General features: G+C 69.5%; 22 protein-coding genes and 3 pseudogenes. 13 read left to right on the forward strand and 12 right to left on the reverse strand.

What is annotated here, in order from left to right; translation table 11 throughout:
- Positions 1–54: 54 nt before the first annotated feature.
- Positions 55–573 carry a hypothetical protein gene (locus ACIRQ9_RS31890; protein ID WP_404181256.1) on the forward strand — a complete coding sequence of 173 codons (519 nt, stop codon included), beginning with the start codon at positions 55–57 and terminating at the stop codon, positions 571–573.
- 274 nt (positions 574–847) lie between these two features.
- On the opposite strand, the gene ACIRQ9_RS31895 is transcribed toward ACIRQ9_RS31890, so the two are convergent.
- The 3 genes from ACIRQ9_RS31895 to ACIRQ9_RS31905 all read right to left on the reverse strand — a co-directional run bounded on the left by ACIRQ9_RS31895 (position 848) and on the right by ACIRQ9_RS31905 (position 2,974).
- Positions 848–1,507, reverse strand: coding sequence for a response regulator (locus ACIRQ9_RS31895; protein WP_404181259.1), 660 nt, complete (start codon positions 1,505–1,507; stop codon positions 848–850).
- A gap of 80 nt (positions 1,508–1,587) precedes the next feature.
- Positions 1,588–2,358, reverse strand: coding sequence for a transposase (locus tag ACIRQ9_RS31900; RefSeq protein WP_404181262.1), 771 nt, complete (start codon positions 2,356–2,358; stop codon positions 1,588–1,590).
- Between the two features lie 43 nt (positions 2,359–2,401).
- On the reverse strand, positions 2,402–2,974 hold the full coding sequence (locus ACIRQ9_RS31905) for a hypothetical protein (protein WP_404181265.1): 573 nt from the start codon (positions 2,972–2,974) through the stop codon (positions 2,402–2,404).
- 1,298 nt (positions 2,975–4,272) lie between these two features.
- Between ACIRQ9_RS31905 and ACIRQ9_RS31910 the strand changes: the two genes are divergently transcribed.
- Together ACIRQ9_RS31910 and ACIRQ9_RS31915 are read left to right on the forward strand one after the other, a co-directional pair.
- Positions 4,273–4,449, forward strand: a complete 177-nt coding sequence (locus ACIRQ9_RS31910) for a hypothetical protein (protein ID WP_404181266.1) — start codon at positions 4,273–4,275, stop codon at positions 4,447–4,449.
- A 935-nt stretch (positions 4,450–5,384) separates the two neighbouring features.
- Positions 5,385–5,552, forward strand: coding sequence for a hypothetical protein (locus ACIRQ9_RS31915; RefSeq protein ID WP_404181269.1), 168 nt, complete (start codon positions 5,385–5,387; stop codon positions 5,550–5,552).
- An 89-nt stretch (positions 5,553–5,641) separates the two neighbouring features.
- On the opposite strand, the pseudogene ACIRQ9_RS31920 reads toward ACIRQ9_RS31915, so the two are convergent.
- The 4 genes and pseudogenes from ACIRQ9_RS31920 to ACIRQ9_RS31935 all read right to left on the reverse strand — a co-directional run.
- Positions 5,642–6,262, reverse strand: a pseudogene (locus ACIRQ9_RS31920) (helicase); the annotation flags it as partial.
- Between the two features lie 302 nt (positions 6,263–6,564).
- Complete coding sequence (locus ACIRQ9_RS31925) at positions 6,565–6,807, reverse strand: hypothetical protein (protein ID WP_404181272.1); 243 nt, start codon at positions 6,805–6,807, stop codon at positions 6,565–6,567.
- A 581-nt stretch (positions 6,808–7,388) separates the two neighbouring features.
- Positions 7,389–7,709, reverse strand: coding sequence for a GYD domain-containing protein (locus ACIRQ9_RS31930; RefSeq protein ID WP_404181275.1), 321 nt, complete (start codon positions 7,707–7,709; stop codon positions 7,389–7,391).
- Between the two features lie 140 nt (positions 7,710–7,849).
- Positions 7,850–8,376 (reverse strand): annotated as a pseudogene (locus ACIRQ9_RS31935) (hypothetical protein).
- A 140-nt stretch (positions 8,377–8,516) separates the two neighbouring features.
- On the opposite strand from ACIRQ9_RS31935, the gene ACIRQ9_RS31940 reads away from it, so the two are divergent.
- From ACIRQ9_RS31940 to ACIRQ9_RS31960, 5 genes and pseudogenes are all read left to right on the forward strand, one after another.
- Positions 8,517–9,077 carry a SigE family RNA polymerase sigma factor gene (locus ACIRQ9_RS31940; RefSeq protein WP_404181278.1) on the forward strand — a complete coding sequence of 187 codons (561 nt, stop codon included), beginning with the start codon at positions 8,517–8,519 and terminating at the stop codon, positions 9,075–9,077.
- Positions 9,074–10,291: a WD40 repeat domain-containing protein gene (locus tag ACIRQ9_RS31945; RefSeq protein WP_404181281.1), complete on the forward strand. Its 1,218-nt coding sequence runs from the start codon at positions 9,074–9,076 to the stop codon at positions 10,289–10,291. Before ACIRQ9_RS31940 ends, ACIRQ9_RS31945 begins: the two co-directional genes overlap by 4 nt.
- A 674-nt stretch (positions 10,292–10,965) precedes the next feature.
- Positions 10,966–11,145, forward strand: a pseudogene (locus ACIRQ9_RS31950) (IS5/IS1182 family transposase); the annotation flags it as partial.
- 16 nt (positions 11,146–11,161) lie between these two features.
- The gene (locus ACIRQ9_RS31955; protein ID WP_404181284.1) at positions 11,162–11,416 is read left to right on the forward strand and encodes a transposase; all 255 of its coding nucleotides are present in this window, start codon (positions 11,162–11,164) and stop codon (positions 11,414–11,416) included.
- Entirely contained in the window at positions 11,413–12,285 is an 873-nt protein-coding gene (locus tag ACIRQ9_RS31960; RefSeq protein WP_404181287.1) for an IS3 family transposase, read from the forward strand. Before ACIRQ9_RS31955 ends, ACIRQ9_RS31960 begins: the two co-directional genes overlap by 4 nt.
- Here the strand turns inward: ACIRQ9_RS31960 and ACIRQ9_RS31965 are convergent.
- The gene (locus ACIRQ9_RS31965; RefSeq protein WP_404181290.1) at positions 12,243–12,716 is read right to left on the reverse strand and encodes a hypothetical protein; all 474 of its coding nucleotides are present in this window, start codon (positions 12,714–12,716) and stop codon (positions 12,243–12,245) included. The two genes, ACIRQ9_RS31960 and ACIRQ9_RS31965, sit on opposite strands and share 43 nt — an antisense overlap.
- A gap of 370 nt (positions 12,717–13,086) precedes the next feature.
- Between ACIRQ9_RS31965 and ACIRQ9_RS31970 the strand changes: the two genes are divergently transcribed.
- Positions 13,087–13,335, forward strand: a complete 249-nt coding sequence (locus tag ACIRQ9_RS31970; RefSeq protein WP_404181293.1) for a hypothetical protein — start codon at positions 13,087–13,089, stop codon at positions 13,333–13,335.
- A 329-nt stretch (positions 13,336–13,664) separates the two neighbouring features.
- On the opposite strand, the gene ACIRQ9_RS31975 is transcribed toward ACIRQ9_RS31970, so the two are convergent.
- The 3 genes from ACIRQ9_RS31975 to ACIRQ9_RS31985 form a co-directional block, all read right to left on the reverse strand.
- Positions 13,665–13,787, reverse strand: coding sequence for a hypothetical protein (locus ACIRQ9_RS31975; protein ID WP_404181295.1), 123 nt, complete (start codon positions 13,785–13,787; stop codon positions 13,665–13,667).
- Between the two features lie 224 nt (positions 13,788–14,011).
- Entirely contained in the window at positions 14,012–14,494 is a 483-nt protein-coding gene (locus ACIRQ9_RS31980; RefSeq protein ID WP_404181298.1) for a transposase, read from the reverse strand.
- Positions 14,440–14,739 (reverse strand): transposase family protein, encoded by a 300-nt coding sequence (locus tag ACIRQ9_RS31985; protein ID WP_404181301.1) that lies wholly within the window; start codon positions 14,737–14,739, stop codon positions 14,440–14,442. Before ACIRQ9_RS31985 ends, ACIRQ9_RS31980 begins: the two co-directional genes overlap by 55 nt.
- 315 nt (positions 14,740–15,054) lie before the next feature.
- On the opposite strand from ACIRQ9_RS31985, the gene ACIRQ9_RS31990 reads away from it, so the two are divergent.
- A complete protein-coding gene (locus ACIRQ9_RS31990; RefSeq protein ID WP_404181304.1) occupies positions 15,055–15,375 on the forward strand; it encodes a nuclear transport factor 2 family protein in 321 nt (106 codons plus the stop codon).
- 260 nt (positions 15,376–15,635) lie between these two features.
- Here the strand turns inward: ACIRQ9_RS31990 and ACIRQ9_RS31995 are convergent, their stop codons facing one another.
- Complete coding sequence (locus tag ACIRQ9_RS31995) at positions 15,636–17,360, reverse strand: Helicase associated domain protein (RefSeq protein ID WP_404181307.1); 1,725 nt, start codon at positions 17,358–17,360, stop codon at positions 15,636–15,638.
- An 893-nt stretch (positions 17,361–18,253) separates the two neighbouring features.
- On the opposite strand from ACIRQ9_RS31995, the gene ACIRQ9_RS32000 reads away from it, so the two are divergent.
- The 3 genes from ACIRQ9_RS32000 to ACIRQ9_RS32010 all read left to right on the forward strand — a co-directional run bounded on the left by ACIRQ9_RS32000 (position 18,254) and on the right by ACIRQ9_RS32010 (position 20,629).
- Positions 18,254–18,586, forward strand: a complete 333-nt coding sequence (locus tag ACIRQ9_RS32000) for a hypothetical protein (RefSeq protein ID WP_404181310.1) — start codon at positions 18,254–18,256, stop codon at positions 18,584–18,586.
- A gap of 1 nt (position 18,587) precedes the next feature.
- Positions 18,588–19,373: a helix-turn-helix domain-containing protein gene (locus ACIRQ9_RS32005; protein WP_404181312.1), complete on the forward strand. Its 786-nt coding sequence runs from the start codon at positions 18,588–18,590 to the stop codon at positions 19,371–19,373.
- Between the two features lie 575 nt (positions 19,374–19,948).
- Positions 19,949–20,629: a hypothetical protein gene (locus ACIRQ9_RS32010; RefSeq protein WP_404181315.1), complete on the forward strand. Its 681-nt coding sequence runs from the start codon at positions 19,949–19,951 to the stop codon at positions 20,627–20,629.
- Positions 20,630–20,646 lie beyond the last annotated feature (17 nt).

Raw genomic sequence — 20,646 nt, forward strand, 5'->3', positions numbered from 1 at the left:
CGGTAATCTCCGGCTCTCCGTGACCTTCGCGGAGAGCTGGAGAGAGGCGGACGCATGTCCTCAGTCGAGGAACCGGGGACCGACGGCGTCGTGGATGTGGCGTCCGGGTTGGTCATCGCCGAGAGCTACTCGTTCAGCCTGGTCGACACCGCGGTTCCCGTGCAGGCGAACGCGACGGACCGGCAGCCGGTGCCCGGCAGCCTGGTCACCGTCACCGTCGGCGCCGGTTCCGTACTCGCCACGTTCGCCAGCGCGGTGGAGACCCACGAGCCATACGTGGACCTGGAGTGCTGGACGGCCGAACCGCTGCACGGACCGGGCGATGACCCCTGGGAGGTCAACGCCCGCGAGACCCTCGTCGTGCCTGCCGGTCACCTCGCTCTCATGTCGGGCGTGTCCGGCCAGGAAGCGCCGTTCACGCTTACTGTCCCCCCGGGCCCCTACCAGATGGCCGTGTGGTGCAGAGGCCGCGCGGACGCCCGCGCCGCTAGAGGGAGCTTTCCTTACGGTGTCGAGCACTGGCTGGTTCGCCTCTGGCCGGACACCGGACACCGGGCGGACCAGATCATCTGAGGCAACGAGCGACTCGGACCAGATCAACTGAGACAGGGACCAGATCGACAGAGACCGCACAACGGGGCCATCTATCGATCGAAGTCACAGCGTTTGACCTGTGACAGCGAAGTCGGGATGGGTGCCACCGAGGATGGGGAATGTGCCCGCTCCGACAGCGAACTTGGCACGTCGCCGGTCACCGGTACAGGGGCTTCGGGTGAGGCAGGGCACAGAGTCCGCCGCACCCGGAGTTGTTCGGCTCTCAGCGTTCGCAGCACGACGCTCCTGAACTTCAGCGCTTTTCGGCCTGCAGGCGGCCGACGTAAGCGTCGGCCTGCGAGCGGCGCTCCATTCCCAGCTTGGAGAACAGGCTGGACACGTGATTCCTGACGATCCTCTCGGCGAGGTGCAGTCGCTCGCCGATGACCCGGTTGGTCAGGCCCTCGCCGATCAGGTCCAGGACTTTCTGTTCCTGCTCTGTGAAGCTCGCCGGGCGGTCGGTCCCTTGGGCGTCCTTGCCATCACGTAGGCGCGCCAGCACGCGAGCGGTGGCGGTCGGGTCGAGCAGTGACTTACCGGCTGCCACATCGCGGACTGCCGAAAGCAGTTCGTCGCCGCGGATCGCCTTGAGTACGTACCCCGCGGCGCCGGCCATGATGGCGTCGAAGACGGCCTCGTCATCCGCGAACGAGGTGAGCATGAGAGCTTGGATGTCTTCGTTCTGTGAGCGGATCTCGCGGCAGACCTCGACGCCGCTGCCGTCCGACAGGCGCACGTCCAGCACGGCCACGTCAGGGCGGGTCGCGGGAATCCTCACCAAAGCGCCTGCGGGGGTGCCCGCTTCCCCGACGATCTCGATATCCTCCGGGGCCGGGAGCAGCTCGTGAACGCCCCGCCGCACGACCTCGTGGTCATCCAGCAAGAACACCGTGATCTTTCCGTCTTCGCTCATGTCGGCAGTCGCCCTAAGGGCTGTCCCGCAAAATGATCTGGTCGGTCTGGCCGCGTTCGTCTAATGGACGGCGTGCTCGCTCACCCGGCGAGTGCGAGGTTGTGCAGGCGGGCGATGCCGAGCATGGCTTGGTGGACGCCATCGCCTTTTAGGCGGCAGTCGCGGAGGATCTTCCAGCTCTTCATGCGGGCGAAGGTGTGCTCGACGCGGGCACGGACCTTGCGACGGGAGGCGTTGTGCTCCTCTTTCCATGCCAGCAGTTCCGCCCGGCCTTTCTCGCGGCGATGGGGGATGACCAGGCCGGTACCCCGGTAGCCGCCGTCCGCGATCACCGTCGCCCTTCCAACAGCGTCCTTCGCGCCGGACAGCTCCCATGCCTTGCAGTCATTGCGGTTGCCGGCGACTGGTCGGCCGATCACGACAATGAGCCGGGTGTCGGCGTCGATGACGACCTGGTGGTTGGTGGAGTACCTGTAGTTCTTGGACTGCTCGGCGATGGTGTGGTCGCGGGTGGGGACCAGGGTTCCGTCCACGATCAGCACGGTGCCCTTGCGGAACTGCTTGCGTTGCTGGAGCGCGAGCGAGGGCCCGAGACGGTCGATGATGCGGTCGGCAGCAGACTTCGAGACTCCGAACAGCGGGGCGAGCTGCCGCAAGGTCAGGTTCGTCCGCCAGTAAGCGGCGACCAGCAAAACCCGGTCCTCCAACGGCAGGCTCCACGGTCGTCCTCTACGGACCGCATCCGCTCCTTCACGGCGCAGCGCGGTGATCAGTTTGACGAACTGACGCGGGTTCAGCCCAGTGAACGGGGCTATCCAGGAAGGGTTCGACGCTGTGATCACACCAGACACAGCAAGATCATTTCACGCCCTGCACTCGTGCCGGCCGCGGTAGTTAGGAGGAGGAGTACCTCTGCGGCTCAATAGCCTTGAGCAGGCACTCGCGGTCGGCCGCGCTGATCAGTCCGTCTGGAAGAGTCTTGTCCTCCAACAACGCCTGCAGCGCAGGAGCGTGTGTGGCGAAGGCGGCCCTGCACCATGCGCGTTCCGGGTGATCGCATTCGTTGCCGAGCAGCAGGACCTGGCGTTCGTTGTCCGCGTCGACAGGTTGAGACAGCTCTGCGGCAACGACCAAGAGGTCGACCATGCCGGAGCGCACCACGATGTCAGGAAGTGCTGCCAGGCGGATCAGGAAGGGCAGGGCGGCCGACATCGCCGGGCTCACGTGAAAGACGCCGTTCATCAGCACGTTGTCCAGCACGCGCAGGGCCTCGGGGCCGGCTACCTGATCGAGGAGACCACGGAGCAGCACCGGGAGCTCAGCAGGGCACCCGGGGATCTGCGACCAAGCGACATCGGTGCAGCCCAAAAGAGCGGGGTGGGCGTATTCAGCTTGCTCTGCCTGCGGGTACTCGCGGAGGAACCAAGCAACGGCAGCCTCCTTGGCCGCCGCATCCACTACGCACATCCTCTGCCCCTGCCCCGAGCTCGCACGACATCGCCCCGAAGGGCGTCCGGATGAGACTCTCGCCCCTGGCGAGCGTCGAAGGCAAACGCCGCGGTCAACAGCTGATGCCCCCTGCCCTGGGGGTAGTGGCGTGACAGCCTGCACCACATTCCGGGACAGCCCTTAGCCAGCCTTCGATGAATCCAGGGGAGTCGCCCTGGCCGGCCCGCTCCGATGCGACATGCGGAGATGAGCAGCGCTGACCCGCCACCTTCCCTGTTCGCTGTCGGAACTGGCGTACCTCCCAACATCGGTGACAACCGTCCCGACTTCGCTGTCACCGGTCGGCGTTGATCAGGATGCGGTCATGGCGGAGGGGTTTTCCAGGGTCGGCGTCACACACGGGCCGAAACGTGGACCTGTAGAAGGTGAATGGCGGGGTGGGCCCGGCCCATCTCCGGGTGCGCCCTGTGGCGAGCATCGCAGGCCGGCCCGAGGAGACCCTTGACCAGGCCGGAGAGGCCCCTTCCGTGGGCTCCTTCCGTCACTCCCTCCGCGCCGTGTCGCCAAGGGTCGGGTGTTCTTGCAGGTCAGACCGGGCGGGCAGGGGTCGTCGCAGGTCCGACAACCCTCATGTAGATGTAGCCAGGCAGCCTCAGCACGGGAGGACTTCGGCCGGACCTTGACGCCGGGAGCTTCTGCAAGCGCTCGGGATCTTCCTGAGGGCTACGTTCGACCAGTTGTGGAAGCTGACCTGGTCGGACAACCAGCACGACAAGCTCGTGCGGGACAACCTCCTGGATCTGGAGGACCACCAGCTGGTGCGGATCGGGTTGGTACGAGAGGACCAGCGGCAGGTGTGGGTGCTGACCAGGCGTGGACAGGGCGAGGCGAAGAAGCTGCTGGAGCCGAAGGGCATACGGGTCTCGGCGCTGCGTGAGAAGAAGTACGACCCGGTCACGGGGAAGGTGCTCGGGGTGAGCTACGACGGCCACGCCGCGGCCGTCACCTCGACGGTCGCTGGTTCCGGCTGGGCCGCACTGAGGGCCAGGAGCATGCGCTGTACGCCGCGGCGGAGAAGGACACCCTGCGCCAGCAGCTGGCCGGCTGGCTCGCCGCGGCGGGCATCCCGGTCCTGGTGGTCCGCGGTTTCGGCTCGCAGTCGTACGCCGACGTCGTCCATGACCGCGTCACCGCCGACCCGCGCGTCGCCGTGCTCCTGGTGGTCGGGGACTTCGACTGCTCGGGCGAGGACATCGAGCGGGACTGGGTGGCACGGACGGGCTGCTGGAGCCGCACGGAGCGGGTGCTGCTGACCTATGAGCAGGTCCGGCACTGCGAGCTGCCCGCGACCGAGGGCAAGAGCGGCGACCTGCGCTGGCCTGGACTTCGCCCGCCGCTACGGCTTCGGCCCGGCCCGCCCGGTGCGGTGGGAGGTGGAGGTGCTGGAGCCGGCCGAACTCCAGCGCCTGGTCCTGGCCGCGGTCGACCCGTAGGTCGACCGCGGCGTCCTCGCCCGGCAGGTCGCCCGCGAGGACGCCCAGCGCCGCGCGCTGGCCGCCTTCCTGGGTGGCTGGGACACGGCGGCCGGGGGAGCACCGGCGTAGGCCGCCCTGCCATGGTCGGGTCCGTGGTCGGGGCGACCGCAGACCCGACCACGGACCCGACCGCGCTGGTCTGCACCCGATCCGTCGCGCCAGGGGCGTGCGTGTCCGAAGTGGCCTGCCATTCGATCAAGCGATCTAATGGCGGCATGGAGGCGACCGCCTTCCCCGGCGGCCTGGTGCAGACGCAAGCCGACTGGAACGCCGCCTCTGGAACGCCACCTACGACGCGCTAGCCGCACCCCGCCCCCGCGACACCACCGTTCTGCGTCGCCGCCTGCTGCTCCTGTCCGTACGGCTGTGGTGGCGCCCCTATGGGGAGACCGCCCCCTCGGTGCCGGCGGCACGCTCCGAGCTGCGCCAGCCCGCCCGCCTCCACGGAGCCGTCCGGGCCGCGTGACCGGCCGCCCCGGTCGACCAGGAGCACGTGGGGTTGCGCCAGGGATTGCGCCTGTCTGTTGCGCTGGGTGTTGCGCCAAGGGTTGCGGTAGGTGTTGCGCGGCCCGCAGGAACGCCCCCGCGTCCGTGCAGGTCACCGCATGGTTTTCCCGTGGTCGGGGCGCTGACATCCCCTCAGCAGCCACGATCCCGCACAGAAAAAGAAAGACGGAAGGAAAGGAAAGGGTGGGTGGCAGCATCGGGGATCGGGGGCGCGCTCAGCCGGTTGCGCGGCGGCCGGGCCCGCCGCGCTGGACCCGCCGTCGGCCCGGCGGCGGGCCGGACGGAATTCGCCGGCACCCGGTGCTGTCCTCCGGGCACTGAGCCCCGCCAAGGGGTGAGGCGGGAAGCTCCCGCCAGACGGAGGTACTGCTGTGACGGTTCGCTTCATGGGTGGCCCCTTCGCCGGGATGGAGCTGGAGACCACCGACGCCTCCTGGCCCGGCGGCTGGTTCGCGGTCGGCGACACCGCCGGTCTGTACGTCCCGGTGCACCGCGACACTGCGACCGGTGTCGTCCTGGCGGAGGTCCGGGTCACCATCCCGCGCCGCTGGTAGCGGCCCACCAGCGCCATGACGTGGGAGCCCCCGGGCCCTGACACCGGGCCCGGGGTCGGTCAGAGCCGGGGCGGTCGGTAGTCGTCGCCCTCGGCCACCGTGTGGTCGCCGCACAGCCACGCCGACCACACCCGGTCCAGGGGTACGTGGCGGCCGGCCTCGAGCTCGTAGAATTCCGCGTCGATGGAGGACTTCGGCAGCTTGTCGGCGGCGGCCAGGTCCTCATCGGAGGCGTCGTTGACGTACGGCTCGGCTGCCGTCTCCGGGAGCTTGTCCGCGAACGCCTGCGCCTCTTCCGCCTTCTGGTGGAACGTCATGACCGTACGCAGGTTGTACGCGGCGGCGTGCTCCAGGAGCGCGGTCTGCAGGAGTGCGAGGCGCCGGCCCCGCCGGGCCTCCTCCGACTCCCCGGTCACGGGGGAGGGGTCGCGGATCTCCAGGACGTCGATCTCGAACCCGGCGAGGATCTCCCGCTCGATCGCCTCGGAGAGATGGAGCTCGGCGAGCCACGCGCCGTACGTCCCGTTCGGCTCATCGGCCATGGTCGCGATCTCCGCCTCCTGGCCGTCCGCGCCCTTCTGCGGGCGGGCCGCGGCGAGGATGCGCGGCGTGGCGGTCAGGTAGAGCCGGAAGCCGGCCGGGATGCGGGTGTTGTCGTGGATCGCTGCCCATGGACGGCCGAGATCACCGGCGGTTCCGTGGGCCTCGTCCGTTTTACCGATCGTTGAGGCGTGCGGGACGAGGCTAGGCTGGTTTTCTTCGCGGTGGACATGTGTGTGGCGTTGGCGCGGGTGGTGCGGTCGTTAGTCGTCGTCGATGTCGTCGAAGATGCTTCGCGCGGGAGGTTCGTTTGCGGGTGCGGAGCGACCACGCCCTCGTACACGTCGAAGAACAGCACCAGCACCAGCCGCGGCCGCCGCCGTGCCGCCTCCGCCGGCTCCGCCAACTCCTCCAGGAACACCGGGGTGGAAACCCCCACCGGATCCATGACGAGCCGTACGGCGTCGTGGGTTCACAGCCGGGCGCCCGAAGCGGCCCGCAGCCGGTCCGCGCCCTGGGCGCCCTGGGCGACCTGGTGCGGATCGACGGCGCCGGCCAGAGCCCCGACGACCGGGACCATCCCCGAGCCGGCCAGACCCGCCTGCGCGGCGACCGACGCCGGGAGCGAAGCCGCGGCCGGCTGCGCGCCGGCGTCCTCCGCGGCCGTCTGATTCTCCCGGGCCGACCGCACCTCGCGCCCGCGCGGGCGCAACATTGCCGGCAGCTGGTCGAACCGACGCAGCCCAGACCCCGAAGGCCAAGCCGGCCGCCGATCCCGTCCATCGCCTCCACGGCACTGTGCACATTCGCGTCGACACATACCGCAACTGCGCCCCGTTCACGGGTGACCGCCTCTCACCGCCGCAGCAGCGACGTCTCGCCCACGTGGGCGTTGTCCCGCACACGGAACAAAGAACGGGAAGTCGTCGTCCAACGGATCCCGGGCAGGGTTCCCCCGGGAACGCGTTCAGCTCGCCGCGCCGACCCACGAAGCCGACCCGGCGGCGCCGCCGGATCAACTCCTGCCGTGACGGCCGCTGTTCTGGCTTCCCGCACCCTGGCCATCAGCATGGCAAGAGGTGCCCCTCGGCCGTGAGGCCGAATGGCAGACGCTTTCGGCAGCGGGGGCCCGCCGCGCCTGACGGTGAGCCGGGTGCCGGCGCCAGGGCGCCCGCGCCGGGCAGGAGAAGTCTCCCCGAGGGCCGCTCACCCGCCACAGCGTGAGGAAGACACCGGGCGGGCAGGCCACGGCCCCCGCAACTCCCGGCGCCGGATCGCCCTCGGCATCGGAGCGGCTCAGGCGCCGGGTGGGCGGAAGGCGACCTGACGGCGGGTGGCCTCGTCGATCTCCTCGACGGTCAGGAGCGGGGTGGCCCGGGTGCGCAGCGCCCCGCTGGCCTTGACGCCGAGGCTGACCGCAGCCATGGCGACCGGGTCGGGGAAATCGAGGATGGCTACGAAGTCGTCCTCACCGAACGCGAAGTACAACGCCTCGACGGTGCCGCCGAGACCGGCCACGACGTGCTCGACGGCAGCCCGGCGACCGCTCGCCCCTTCGTCGAGCACACCTCTCGTGCCCTCGGGCGTATACGTGGCCTGGACGAGGAATTTAGGCATGGGGCGCTCCCTGGACGCGGCGTGTCCGATGTGCACGGAGGACCTTCCCGCTGCCGCACCCCCGGCAAATCACCGGACCGCCGGATTCACCCCTGAGGCCGGTCGGCCTGCACCCGCACGCCTCGGCACGGGCGCCCCGCTCACCCGGAGAGCGCCCAGCCTCCTGAGGCACAGACGCCCGGAACCGCCAGCGCGGCGAAGCCGGGCGAACGCAGGCCGGTCCTGGGACCGACGTGGTGCAGCAGCGCCGGTGCACGGCGGGGGACGCGGACCCACCCGTAGCCGGCGGGCCCAGCTCGTCCTCCACCCGGGCGAACGGGCGGCCCGCAGCACGGGCCGCACTCGCCTCCGTCCTCCCACGCCCCCCGGCCGGGCCCTTCCGCCGGCCCCGCCCCGCCCCGCCGAAGTCGCCGCACCACAGCTCAGGCAGGCCGGCCACCGGGCCGATCCACCATTTCACCTCGGCCATCCAGGCGATCGCCCAGCACAGGGCGTAACCGAAGGGGAGCAACGCCGGACCGTCGTACGGGTTGAGCCACACCCGCAGCAGGAGTCCCGGACGGACGGCGGCCCGGATCGTCGTGTACCCCTCGGGGCGCCGCTGGGGCCGGGCCGCGTCCGGGTCGAGCCGGCCGCCGACGTCCAGGAACGACAGAGAGCGGCTCAGGGGCACTGCCCAGCTCAGCGGGCGGATGCGGCACCGTGAATAAAATCCGCGCCGGACAGGCATAGCAGGGCGGCTGCGCACACGTCAGCACAGGTACAGGGCCCGGACACCAGGTGGGCCCGGGCGAAGAGAAGGTGACGATGGATGCGGAACTGGGCGAGAGTTTCCGGGAGTTCGTGGACGGCCGGTCCTCGGCACTGCTGCGGACGGCCGTGCTGCTGACCGGCGGCGACCGGCACGCGGCCGAGGACCTGCTGCAGAACGCCCTGATCAAGGCGGTGGGCCGCTGGCACCGCATCGACGAGCCCGAGGCCTACGTACGGCAGATCCTCTACCGGCAGCAGATCGGCCGCTGGCGCCTGAAGTGGCGGCGCCGCGAACTCAGCGTCGCCGAACCCCCGGAGAGCCCGCCCGGCCCCGACACCGCGTCCGCCGCCGAACTCCGCCTCGTCCTGCGCACGGCCCTGTCCCGGCTCACCGCCCGCCAGCGGACCGTACTGGTGCTGCGCTACTTCGAAGACCTGCCGGAGGCCGACGTGGCGCGCCTGCTCGGCATCTCCGTCGGCACCGTACGGTCCACCACCCACCGCTCGCTGGCCCGGCTGCGCGCCCTCGCACCCGAACTGGCCGCCCTCGACCCGGAGCCCGGCCGCGCGCAGCCGCCGTCCCGTGACTACTCGCCCGTGGAGGTGCGGCCGTGAACATCGAGGAACTCATGCGCCAGGCGCTGCGCGAACAAGCCGCCGCGCAGCCGCCGGCGGGAGCGGGCCTCGCCGACCGGGTACTGGCCGTCCGCCGGCGTCGCCGTACCCGCAGACTCGCCTCGACGGCCGCAGCGACGGCCGCCGTGGTCGCCGTCGCGGTCGCGGTGCCGCTGCTGGACGCCGGGAAGAGCGACGTGCGCCCGTCCGGGGTCGTGCAGCGGAACGGGATCACCGCACACCCGGACCAGTCGCCGCCGCGCCAACTCGTCGCGGCCGGGCAGACGGTGCTCGCCGCGTACTACACCTCGCGGACCGTGCCCCTGACGGACGACAGCGGGATCGGCGTCCGCACGTACCGGCTGCTCGACCCGCGGACCGGCACCTACGTCAAGGACACCCGGTGGGCCTTCGCCGCCGTCGCGCCGGGCCTGCGGACAGCCGCCGTGCTGGAGCAGACCCTGCCCGTCCGCCGGATCGGCCTGCTCGACCTCGCGACGAGGAAGGTCGAGCGGTGGATCCCGGTCAAGCACGGGGTCGGCGGACTCGCCTTCTCGTACGACGGGACCAGGCTGCTGGCGACGACGTACGACGCGAACCCCGACACGCGGGGCAGGGTCGAGAACGTCAAGGGCGGCCTGGGCTGGGGACCCGCGTCCACCCCGTCCAGCCGGACCGGTTTCTACGACATCGACGTGGCCTCCGGCAAGGGCACCTGGACCGGTGTCGAGGCCGGCAGCGACACCTTCGCACGCGCGGACTTCTCCTACAGCCGCACCGGCGGTCAGGTCTACGCACAGGTCATCGGAGACCGGGACGGGATACAGCAGTTCTACAGCCTCGACGGCGAGAAGATCGCCGCACCGGCGGACGAGCGGTACCTGCGAGCGGACGTCGGCGCCCGCCTGTCCCCGAACGGCCGGTACGCCGCGCTCGGTCTGACCAAGGAGATCGCCCCCGGGAAGTCGTACTCCTCGATCCGCGACCCCCGCACCGGCAAAGAGGTCACGAAGGTCCGCGGCGCCGAGCTGCTGGCCTGGGCCGACGACCGGCGGCTCATCGCCTGGGAGCGAGCCGGCGGCCTGGACGAGCCGTACCGGCCCCGGCTGGTACTGGTGACCATCGGCAGAGACGGGACCGTGCCGCTGAGCGGCGTCCAGAAGGAGACATACGTCGACATCAATGCGTGGCAGCCCGTCTTCGCCCGCCGCTGACCAGCCGGCCACCCACACCTCCCACACCGCCTGTCGATTATTCGTCTAAGGGTTGTCCCGCTTTTTGTGCGTCCGCGTCCATCGTGTGGTGGTGCGGACCCTGACCGAGCGGCCGACTGGCCAGATCGGGCTCTAGGAATCCGGTTGGGCCCGCCCGCGGACGATGCGTATCCTGGCGGACCATGTGCTACCGGGCGTTCAACGGCGCCTTCAGGCACTACGTATGCATCGCGTGCCGGCTCTCCTTCAAAGGCAGCACATGGCCGATCCGGAAGCGAATCTGTCCTGGCTGTCGTGAACCGCTCGTCTTCGCCGGCCACGACTTTGCTGCGCCCCGGCGACGCGACACGAAGGCATGGTCAGTCGTTGCGACTGTGCTCGCGGAAGGGCTGACCTATGATCACCGCCCCGGCTGCGGCTGCTCGCGGCTCCCCTCTTTCCGACCCCGGACCCGAGCTCAGGTGCGTGTCCGGCGCCGCGCAGCCGAGCGGCTGGACCTGCCTCTTTCGGTGACTCTCGCTCGCCGCGACGCCTTCACCTCGGAGAGCCGCGAGGAGCAACCGCCCTCTTCGTCGACCGCGAAGCGCGATACGACCTGAGCGCAGCGTCGACGCGGCATGCCGCGCCGGCCATGTGAGCGGTCAGGGCGTGGTTCGCCTTGAGAAGATCCCGCTGTGGCTGGAGTGATCACGGCAGCGGACCCGTCCTGGATACCCCCGTTCACCGGGCTGCGCCCGCGCGACTTGCGAAAGCCGGTCACGCTGTTACGCCGAGAAGGCGCCGATCGAACTCGCCGCGGGCGTCCCTGGTCACTGCCGCTGGAAGAGCGGGTGCTCCTGGTCACCGCGTACTGGCTGAGCTTGATCCACTTTGGCGGACGTCCGAGATCAGGGGTTCAGCCGCGGTGACCGCTCGGTCGGTCAGATCGCCAAGGACTTCGATCTGACCGGGACCGCGGTGCGCGACTGGGTGAAGCAGGCCGAGGTCGACGCGGGCGACCGGGACGGCCTGACCAGCAGCGAACGCGAGGAGCTGGCCGCACTGCGGCGGGACAACCGCCGCCTGCGCGAGGACGTCGACATCCTCAAGCGGGCCACGGCTTTCTTCGCGAAGGAGACCCGGTGACGGTGCACCCGCTCATCGAGGCGGAGAAGCGCGCAGGTCACAGCATCAAGCGAGCGTGTGAGCTGCTGAAGGTCTCCCGGACCGCCTTCTACGCCCGCCGCACCGGCAAGCCCGGCCCTCGGGCGGTCCGTGACGCCGAGCTGGCGCAACAGATCGCTGACGTCCATACGAGATCGCGTGGAACCTACGGCGCCCCGCGCGTCCACGCCGCGCTCAAGCGGGCAGGCGCCCGATGCGGGCGTCGACGCGTCGCCCGGTTGATGCGGGCGGCTGGACTGCAGGGCCGGCATCGCAGGCGACGGCACTTGACCACGGTCCCCGATCCGCGGGCTGCCCTGCGGCCCGATCTCATCGTCCGGGACTTCCAGCCCGACGCCGGCTCGCTGGACACCCGCTGGTGCGGCGACATCACCTACATCGCCACGGAGGGGGGCTGGCTCTACCTGGCCACCGTCATCGACACAGCCTCGCGTCGCGTGGTCGGCTGGGCAACGGCTGATCACCTGCGGACCGGCCTGGTCGCCGATGCCCTCACGGCCGCCTACCGACAGCGTCGCCCCACCGGTTTGGTGATCTTCCACTCGGATCGCGGATGCCAGTACACCAGCCAGCAATTCGCCGTTCTGGCAGACCAGTTGGGGGTTCATCTGTCGGTCGGCCGCACCGGACAGTGCTGGGACAACGCACTCGCCGAGTCGTTCTTCTCGACCATCGAGCGCGAGTTGCTCCACACCACCACCTGGCCCCACCGGGCCGCCGCCCGCACCGCGATCTTCGACTTCATCGAGAGCCGGTACAACTTGCACCGACTGCACAGCAGCCTCGGCTACCGCAGTCTCGCCGAACACGAGACCGCACTCGCAGCCTGACCACCACACCGAGGGTGTCCGTCAAAGCGGAACAAGCTCAACCAGCCTGCCGCAGCCGGCATGGGTGGCAGAACGATGAATGTGTCGCCGCCTTCCCAGGCACTGACAAGGACTGTTTCAGTGTCGACTTGAAGGCTGACTTCGACCGCGTCCTCGTAATGCCCAAGAAGTGGATCCGGCTCCCGGGTGTGGAGCGATACCGTCAGGTCGGTGACGCCACGGTTGATGCCGGTAACGAGGTAGGCCCCACCACGTACGGTTCGCAGGATGCCTGTGTGGGATTCTCCGGGCGCTTTCGGTTCAGGGTGCACGGTGCGGTGAAGGTTGCGGTCGAGCACGTAGAACTGCGCATAGTTCACGGGGAATGTGCCCGCGTGGATATAAGTGTTCTCGGGACCTTCGGACACGACAGTCTTGATTTTTCCGACCACGCGACTTCCTCCGTATGGGTAGTGCGCACCTGGCCCCGCGCCAGGAATCGGTGGCTGCGGAGCCAGGCATGCACGGCTGGCTAACTCGGCGCACCACGCTTCCCGCGCCGGTCCGGTGAGCGTGGCCGGTCTACAGCCGGCCACGCTCGCCGCCGCCACCCACCCGTCTTCAGGGCGGGGGTCCTGGCGCGGCGCCACAGTGCCACACAGCACCCCGGGGCCGCCCTCCGGCACCGGAGCGCCGGACGGGTCCCGGTCAGGTCTCGTTAGAGGGGATGGGCCGCCGGACTTCCTGATTCCGGGAGACGCTGCCGCGGTGAACGACAGAGGCAGGCGATACGCGAAGTGGGCTGGAGATGTACTCGCGGCTGTGGGTTTGGTCGTGTTCGAAGCGGTCGCGCTGCTCGGGGTGGTCCTCGGGTCGCTGCCCTTCGTGCTGGGGGGAGCGGTGGGCGCGTGGATCACGCCCGTGGGCTTGGCGAGCCTCACCGTGTGCGCCGGGATTTTCACAGCGGTGGCGTGGAGTATGACCATGCGTGTTACGGCGACGGTGCAAGGCCTGCTCGCCAGCGGCTGTCTTGTCACGCTACTGATCGGTCTCGCCGGCGGTTTCACATGACGAACCGGTTAACCGTCTGCTCGCGTGCGGGTGGTGCAAAGGCAACCAGAAGAGGGAGAAGTGCCCGCTGGCTGCGGACGGCACCTGCCTGCTGGTCAACCTGACGGCAGAGGACCCTGCCCAGCACCTGTTCATGAGGCTCACCAGCTGCGTCTGTGACTTCCACACCGACAAGAGACGCACGAGCATTGAAGTTTTCGGGCTCGTCCAGGGCCGCGAGCGCGTGCCTTCAAGACCGCCTGCGTTTTCCTGGAGGGCTGGTACCAGCGCAGCCTGGACGGCGACCCGATCTCCTCCCATAGCTTCCAGGCGTTGGTGAAACCCTCACTTCACCGGTCGTCCAGGTAGGGCTTGTAGTCATCGAGGACCGAGGGCCGGTTCTGCCACTGGCCGGTGAACAGCTCCTCCGGCGCTGCGGCGTCGGCGAACTGCTTGACCGTGCGGTAGGTCATGCCGAGCTGCCGCTGGACCGAGCGCCGGCTGTGTCCTGCCTTCAGCAGGGCGTGGACCGCGTTGTGCCGGGCCCGGGTCCGTTCGGCGAACCGGTGTCCTCGCGGCCAGGGCGAAGCGGACGGGTCCGCGGCCGGGACCGGCGCGGGTCCGGGTTGAGGTGCTGCGGGTGTCAGGACGCGCAGGCAGCGGCGGTGCTGGGCGACGCTCCGTTCGGCGGCCTCGCTCAGGTTGTGCCAGAGGTGTCACCGGTCCGCGACCTGGACCGCCTGGGGCGCTCCGGCCGTGGCGCCCTCAGCGAAAAAGGTGCGCGGTCCCGGCAGACGACCTCGATGCCGGGCCGCTGGGCGAGCCAAGCGGCCCGGCTCGATGCCTCTCGGTCCGGGAGTAGATCGATCGGACGGCGGGTTTCGACGTCCACCAGGACGGTGCCGTAGTGGCGGCCCTTGCGGGTGGCGTACTCGTCGACGCCGACCACCCGCGGCGCGGGCACCTCCGGCTCGGGCAGCGCGTCGACCAGACGCAAGACGGTGCTCCGGCTCACGGACACGCCGAGGACGGCAGCCAGCCGGGCTCCGGCCCGGCCGGCCAGGGCGAGGCCGACTGCGGCCAGGGTCGAACGCAGCCGCACGGTGCGCTGGCCGTACCTGCGGGTCAGGCCGGATATCTGCTCCACGAAGGTCCGGCGCAGGCAGCGGTGTTCCGGCACCGGAACCGCCGGACCCGGAGCTGAAGGGCGACGTTCCGTCCGGCGCTTGGTACGTCGGCGGGAAACCGCAGGTAGGCGCTGTGGACCGAGGTCGACCAGACCCCGCATCCCGGGCAGGCGGCGCCGGCCGTGGTGCAGTGCGCAGGAACGCGCACTATCTCGGTATCCAGGTCCACCGACAGCACTGCGACGTCCGCGATCGACGGGAACAACAGCTCCTTCAGACGGAGCGCGACCTCTTCCACGGCCCCGAACCGTCAGCCCAACCACCGTGACCGTGGCTCATTTTCGGGCGACTTCGAACGCGACCGGCGAAGCACAACTATCACTCCCAGTTTTCCCTGCACGGAAGCTGAGCCAGAGCCCGAGTTTGAGCGGCGTTTGTGCACCAGTCCGGGAGGCGCGTACTGAGGATGGCGTTCGAATCCGTGGTGTTGATTCTGGCCTCCGGGTCCTGGCCGCAGGGGGCACGCCGAACGGGCGGCGATCCTCCCGGGGGGCCTTTTGGGGTGTTCTCCTTGGTCACACAGCCCCGTAGGACTGCACTCGCAGGAGGCTTCGTGATCCTCGTGAACCAGCTCAGCGACCCCGCCGTCCGCGCCTTCGTCGCGGCCGTCAACGCCGGCGACAAGCAGGCGTTCGCCGCGGCCCTGGCGCCCGGCGCGACCATGTCTGACGACGGCAGCGACCGCGACCTGAACGACTGGGCCGAGCGGGAGGTCTTCTCCTCCCACGGTCACATGGACGTCGAGTCCGAGTCCGACGGCGGCCGCTCCCTGGTCGCCTCCTACCGCAACGACACCTGGGGCGAGATGCGCACCGCCTGGAGGTTCACCGTCTCCAGCGGCCGCGTCAGCCGCTTCGAGACCGGCCAGGCCTGAGCTACCGGCCGGGCCCGAGCCGCCAGCCCGCACGTCAAGCTGCGGCTCGGGGCCCGCGCTGTCTTCGCTGTCGCCTCCAGCCAGCCGTCCGCCAGTCGCCGACCTTCGAATTTCTGCTCCCGCACCGCCTCCCGGCCTCGTGTGCAAACGCTGCTCAGACCCGTGAACATAGCCGGCTGGCGTCCTTCGTGCCGCTTCACCCAGCGGCGGCCCGCCCTGTCTTTCACAGGGCGGGCCGCAGACGCATCAGGCTGCGCCGGCTACCAGCGCATGCCGAGTTGGTCGAGTTCGGCGCGGCGCTGCGGGGTGAGCTTGGCCGCGCGGCGGCGGGTGTTGTCGAGGAACGCCCCGAGTTTCACGGCCGCCTGTTCGCCGTCGCCGTTCCCGGTGATCTCGACGTGCTGGCGGGGCACCTGGAGGTGTCCCTCGCGGGCGTGGAACCGCCGGGCGGCGGCGAGGTTCGCCTCCCACCGCGCGTCCCGCGACCGGGCCGCTCCCGCCACCGGCTCACCTTCCGCCGGGGGCTCGATCCCGACCGACTCCAGCAGCCACTGCTGCGCGGGCACGAGCTTGTCCCACCCGGCGCGCTGCCCGGCCGCCCACGCGCCCAGGTCCTCGCCCTGGACGATGAGTTCACCCGGTCCGGCGGGGAGCGGGCCGCCTGCCTTTCGGTGCGCGAGGGTGAGCCGGTAGTTCCGCTGCCAGGACAGTTCCCATGCCGGGCACCATCCGGGGTCCAGGTCGGTCAGAGCCTCCACACGGGCGTCTGACAGCTCCCCAGCGTAGGAGACGCCCGGTTCCGCGGCCGCGCGTCGTTCGGCGTTCTCAGCCGTCTTCCGGGCGGCTGCTCGCTGGTTCTTCAGCCACACCCCGATGGGAAAGTTGTCGCCGCCCCACACCGCCGTGGTCGGCGGGAGCAGATGCCCGTGCACCTCGGCGTACGAGCGGGCGATGGCGAGGCCGGCCTCCCACGCGGAGGCCTGCACCGACCACACCATCCCGAGTGCCTCCAGCTGCTCGACGCGGGACGCCTCCAGTGTTCCGGCCGCGTAGTACCGGCGCTGATCGGCGATCCACACCCCCAGCGGATGAGTGCCGGCCGCCCCCCAGTCCTCCGGCGACACGTACGTGTAGGGCACCCGTAGCTCGGTGCTGCCGGTCTCGCGCAGCCACCGGGTGGCCACCTCGATCCCGCGCCGCCAGTAGGCGGCCTCCGGGTCGATGACCCGCAGCCGGACGAACTGCGCGAGGGCGGCCGGGTCGCGCTCCTCGCTGAACCTGAGCACCCCGGCCGCCGCCGCGCCGACGCGCTCGACGTCCTCGGCGACGTCGTTCTGGTCCTGGTCGTCGGGGTCGCTGTCGCCGTCGTCGTCCTGGACCGGGCGGGCGTTGCGCACGCGCGGGTCGGCCAGGGCCTCGATCGTGTCCGTGTCGTGCGCCTGCAGGGCGCCCAGGATCTTGGCGAGGGTGCCGTAGGCGTCGGAGGTGAGCAGTTCGTTCGCGTCCTCGTCCTGACCGAGGAACACCGGCACGATCAACGTGGCGAGCTTCCCGACGCCGGGCCGCATCCGCAGGGCGCGGCCGACCATCTGCACGATGTCGACCATGGAGCCGCGGGCGTCCGCGAAGAGCACCGCGTCGCACTCCGCCGTGTCCACGCCCTCACCCAGCACCCGCACCGACGACAGCACCCGCAGTTCCGCCCGCACGTCCGTACCGTCACCGTTCGGGCCGGGTCCGGTGAGATAGTCGGCGGCGAACTCCTCCAGCACCGCGCGGCGGTGTGCGGGCGCGTGCTCGCCGTACAGCCAGTCCGCCCACACCTGCCCGGCCGGCGGGAAGGTGTCGGGGCCGTCCTCGGCGAGCCGGGCGGCCGTCGCGGGCACGGCGGCCGCCATCGCTTCCGCTTCGCCGACCCTGCCGTGGAAGGACAGCACCCGCCGGAACCGCTCCTCAACGGCCGCGCGGATCAGCCCGGTCTGCAACCCGCCGGCGCCCGCAGGACGACACGCACTTCCAGGCGCGAGGGAGTCCGCACCGCCTCCGCCGACTGGCTCTCCGACAGCCGCACCCGAGCACGTCCCGGCCATCGCCCAGACCAGCTGAACCACCCCCGGAAGGGCCGCTTGAGCGCCGTCGGCCTCCTCGCACCCGCCGGTACGGCAACCACAGCACGAATCCCTGCAATACAGGTGAAGCCGACCCCGGCCTGAACGGCATTCGGCGATCGGCTTCACATGGGCGAGTGCGCCAACACTCGCCCCCTGGTTCCCTGGTGCGCGCCGGTTGGAGCCAGTAGCAATCAGGGCAGGACAGCTGGGCCTGTTAGGGGCCGCGGTCCGTGAATGAAGCTTGGCCTAGGCCGTCCAAGATCGTCTAGTTCTGAGCGGCGCGATATTGAATCAACCCAGGTCAAGGCTACATGTACAGAGACGCGGAGAGGCACAAGGGGACCACGTGAAACCACCCCTTCACCGAGACGCCATCCGCGCCAAACCGGTGCCTGACCAGGGAACTTACGCCGTCGCGCTCACCCGGAATGACGTCCCAGGGTGTCACGCGCTCGTGCTAGGACCCCCCGCAATCACCTGAGCTGCACTTTTGTCCGCCAGAACTGTCACGAACGTCCTACGCGACCGCACTCACCAGAGGGAAGGCCGATTTGAGCGCAGAAGAAGTCTCATTGGTGAGACTGTGAATCAACGTTTTGACCGACTGTCATTTGTGTCCTAGGGGCTGAGACCCTTCATGCCAGCAGGCCCCTTCGCGCGCTGGGAGCGCCAACTCCCATTCAGCGCTCGGAGGGACCGCACGGTTGGAGCCGAGTAGCACCGTCCGGCGATCTCCTGGTCGCCGGACGGTAGTTAGGGAGAACAGCGTGGGCACAAAGCCCTCCGCCGCATCGCACGGCGCGGCAACCCGCACGACGACGTCGAGCATCAACGTCGCCTCCACGAACGCGATGGCCACCGAACCGGCCCCGCCCGCCGCGGCCGGCCACTTCGGCATGCCCCACGCGCTTGTGATCATCGGATTCATCGCCGGCGCGGCGATCCTCGCCCCGCACGGCATGACCATCCGCGACAGCCTGTTCCTCCTCGGAGGCTCAGGCAGTATCGGAGCCTCGGCCGTCGTGATGGTGACGACCGGCTACCGAGGCGCCAACAGGGTCAAGCGCCTCATGGACGCCTACCGCAGCTCGGGGCACTGAAGTGGCCACCACGGGACGCCCCGAGAAGCCGGTAGACCGCACCGTCCCGGCACGCGCGAAGCTCGCGGACTTCCTCCGCGCCCGCAAGGCCGCTGCCGGCCTGACCTACGAGGAGATGGCCAAGAACGTGGGCGGCATGCCCTCCAAGGCCACCTTCGAACGGGCCGCCTCCGGCATCTCCGTCCCCTCCTGGGAGAGCATCGAGACCGCCATCAACGTCACCATCACCAAGCAGGAGAAGTTCACCGACAGCATCGCCCTCGCGCATGCCCAGGGCCTCGACCTGTTCATCCGCGCACGCCGGGCGACCCGGGCGCCCTACCACCTCCACAAGGCACCTGACCCCGAACTCATCAACACCATCGCGTCCTTCGGCCAGGCGCTGCGCGACCAGCACGTATGGGCCGGCCACCCCACGCCCGGCGAGATGACACGGACGTCCACCCCCGGGACGCTGCCTGCCACCACCGTCCGCCACATCATCAACGGCAAGATCCTGCCCGTCGACGCTGAGCAGGCCATCGCCTTCCTGAAGGCCTGCTACATCATCGAGCCCGCCGACCTCGAACTGTGGATCGCCGGGGGGGGGGGGGGGATCCGGGCGCTCCGCAACAGCAGGCAGGCCGAGAAGAAGAACATTCTCGGATGGGAGAGGGCCCACTGGAAGCTGCGCCAGCAGCTCCGGGCCAGCGCGAGGCCGCAGCCCTCCGAGGACAGAGACATCCAGCCGACCACCGAAAGTACGGTACTCCCGGATCCAATCTCTCAAAGGAAGCGGGCAGCGTAAGGCAGATTCTGATTACGGCGCCCTCCTCCGAGACATTCGGAGGAGGGCGCCGCATGTTATATAACGTGATGCGCGTCATGGGTTTTTCGGTGGTGTGGCGTCGTAGGGCTTCATTGCTGGCAGTGGGCGGGACCTGAGGTTGTTTTGGGGGATGGTGAAAGAGCGGTGTCGTTTTAGTAGTGAAGGCGCGTGTCGTTTTCCGGTGTCCTCGCGGTGTCGTCTTTGTAGGTGCTGGACTGTGTGTTGCTACCGCGAGGACACGGGTCCCGCGCCGTCGACCCGGACGCCGACCAGGCCCTGCCCGGCGAGGCCCCCGGCCCCCGGCTACGTCAGTGCACCGACGACGTCGAAGCCGTCCGCGTCCTGTACTTCGTCACCGCCCTGCGCACCGTGGTTATCTGGGGTTCATCAGTGGTTGTAGCTGGTCAGGAGCCTGCAAGAGTTTGAGGCACGACAGGTACGTTCTGCTTCACTTAGTTAGTTTGAGTCGTGTTGCGAACCAACAAGCAGCAATGATGAGACCCGGACTCCCAAGCCTGTCCCGCGACGCTGAGGTGGCCAGTTGGGGGAGCGAGATGCTCGCCGCCTATCCTCGCGTTGTGCATCTGTCTCGGGATCCGTCGAACGTCACGTATGTCCTGGCCGCAGCGTTTCCGACCTGTCTTGCCGGTGACATGCGGAGTGTCCTGGCGGTCATGCCGGACGCCAGGCACGCGCCAATGGAGCCCTTCGAGGTCGAGGTGGAGGGCGAGACCCTCGCCATCCCTTCGCGCATCTACAACGAGGAGCCAGGCGCCGACTTGGAGCGATCCCTGACCGGACCCCAGCAGGTGATCTTGCATTGCCTGTACTCCCGGCACGGTGATGGCCGGGTCCGCCAGCGCCACCTCGAACAGATCGTGGCTTCGAGGGAGCCATGGGTGGCCCCGTTCGTGGTGCAGTTGACTGGCGAGTACGTGCTGGAGATCCTTGACGTGATCGCGCAGGGGCTCGCCGGCCTCGCTGTCCCAGGCTCGGCCCAGCGCAGGCTCTACGGGGAGTTCATCGCGCGGAATCCAGCTTTCTTCGCCCGCACGGAGCGACGCGTGGTGAGCTACTGGTCGTGCTACTACCGCTGGAAGTACGCAGTGTTCGGGACATATCCGGGGTGCGCACTGATGGAGGCGTTCCGGGCCGCCGCGTCGGAACACGTGGGCGCGCGGTGGCCGCGCCACACGCCACCTTCGCTGACCGGCGTGGCTGGCGAACCTGCTTGAGCGTGTCGTCGTTTCCA

The organism is Streptomyces sp. NPDC101237 (assembly GCF_044767465.1).
GTDB lineage: Bacteria > Actinomycetota > Actinomycetes > Streptomycetales > Streptomycetaceae > Streptomyces > Streptomyces gramineus.

Bases quoted from the DNA above. Each gene is read 5' to 3' on its own strand.
- ACIRQ9_RS31890 (WP_404181256.1), top strand. From the start codon at position 55: ATGTCCTCAGTCGAGGAACCGGGGACCGACGGCGTCGTGGATGTGGCG.
- ACIRQ9_RS32010 (WP_404181315.1), top strand. From the start codon at position 19,949: ATGCTCGCCGCCTATCCTCGCGTTGTGCATCTGTCTCGGGATCCGTCG.
- ACIRQ9_RS31925 (WP_404181272.1), bottom strand. From the start codon at position 6,807: ATGTTGCGCCCGCGCGGGCGCGAGGTGCGGTCGGCCCGGGAGAATCAG.
- ACIRQ9_RS31915 (WP_404181269.1), top strand. From the start codon at position 5,385: ATGGGTGGCCCCTTCGCCGGGATGGAGCTGGAGACCACCGACGCCTCC.
- ACIRQ9_RS31940 (WP_404181278.1), top strand. From the start codon at position 8,517: ATGGATGCGGAACTGGGCGAGAGTTTCCGGGAGTTCGTGGACGGCCGG.
- ACIRQ9_RS31910 (WP_404181266.1), top strand. From the start codon at position 4,273: ATGAGCAGGTCCGGCACTGCGAGCTGCCCGCGACCGAGGGCAAGAGCG.
- ACIRQ9_RS31975 (WP_404181295.1), bottom strand. From the start codon at position 13,787: ATGACCTACCGCACGGTCAAGCAGTTCGCCGACGCCGCAGCGCCGGAG.
- ACIRQ9_RS31895 (WP_404181259.1), bottom strand. From the start codon at position 1,507: ATGAGCGAAGACGGAAAGATCACGGTGTTCTTGCTGGATGACCACGAG.
- ACIRQ9_RS31905 (WP_404181265.1), bottom strand. From the start codon at position 2,974: ATGTGCGTAGTGGATGCGGCGGCCAAGGAGGCTGCCGTTGCTTGGTTC.
- ACIRQ9_RS31930 (WP_404181275.1), bottom strand. From the start codon at position 7,709: ATGCCTAAATTCCTCGTCCAGGCCACGTATACGCCCGAGGGCACGAGA.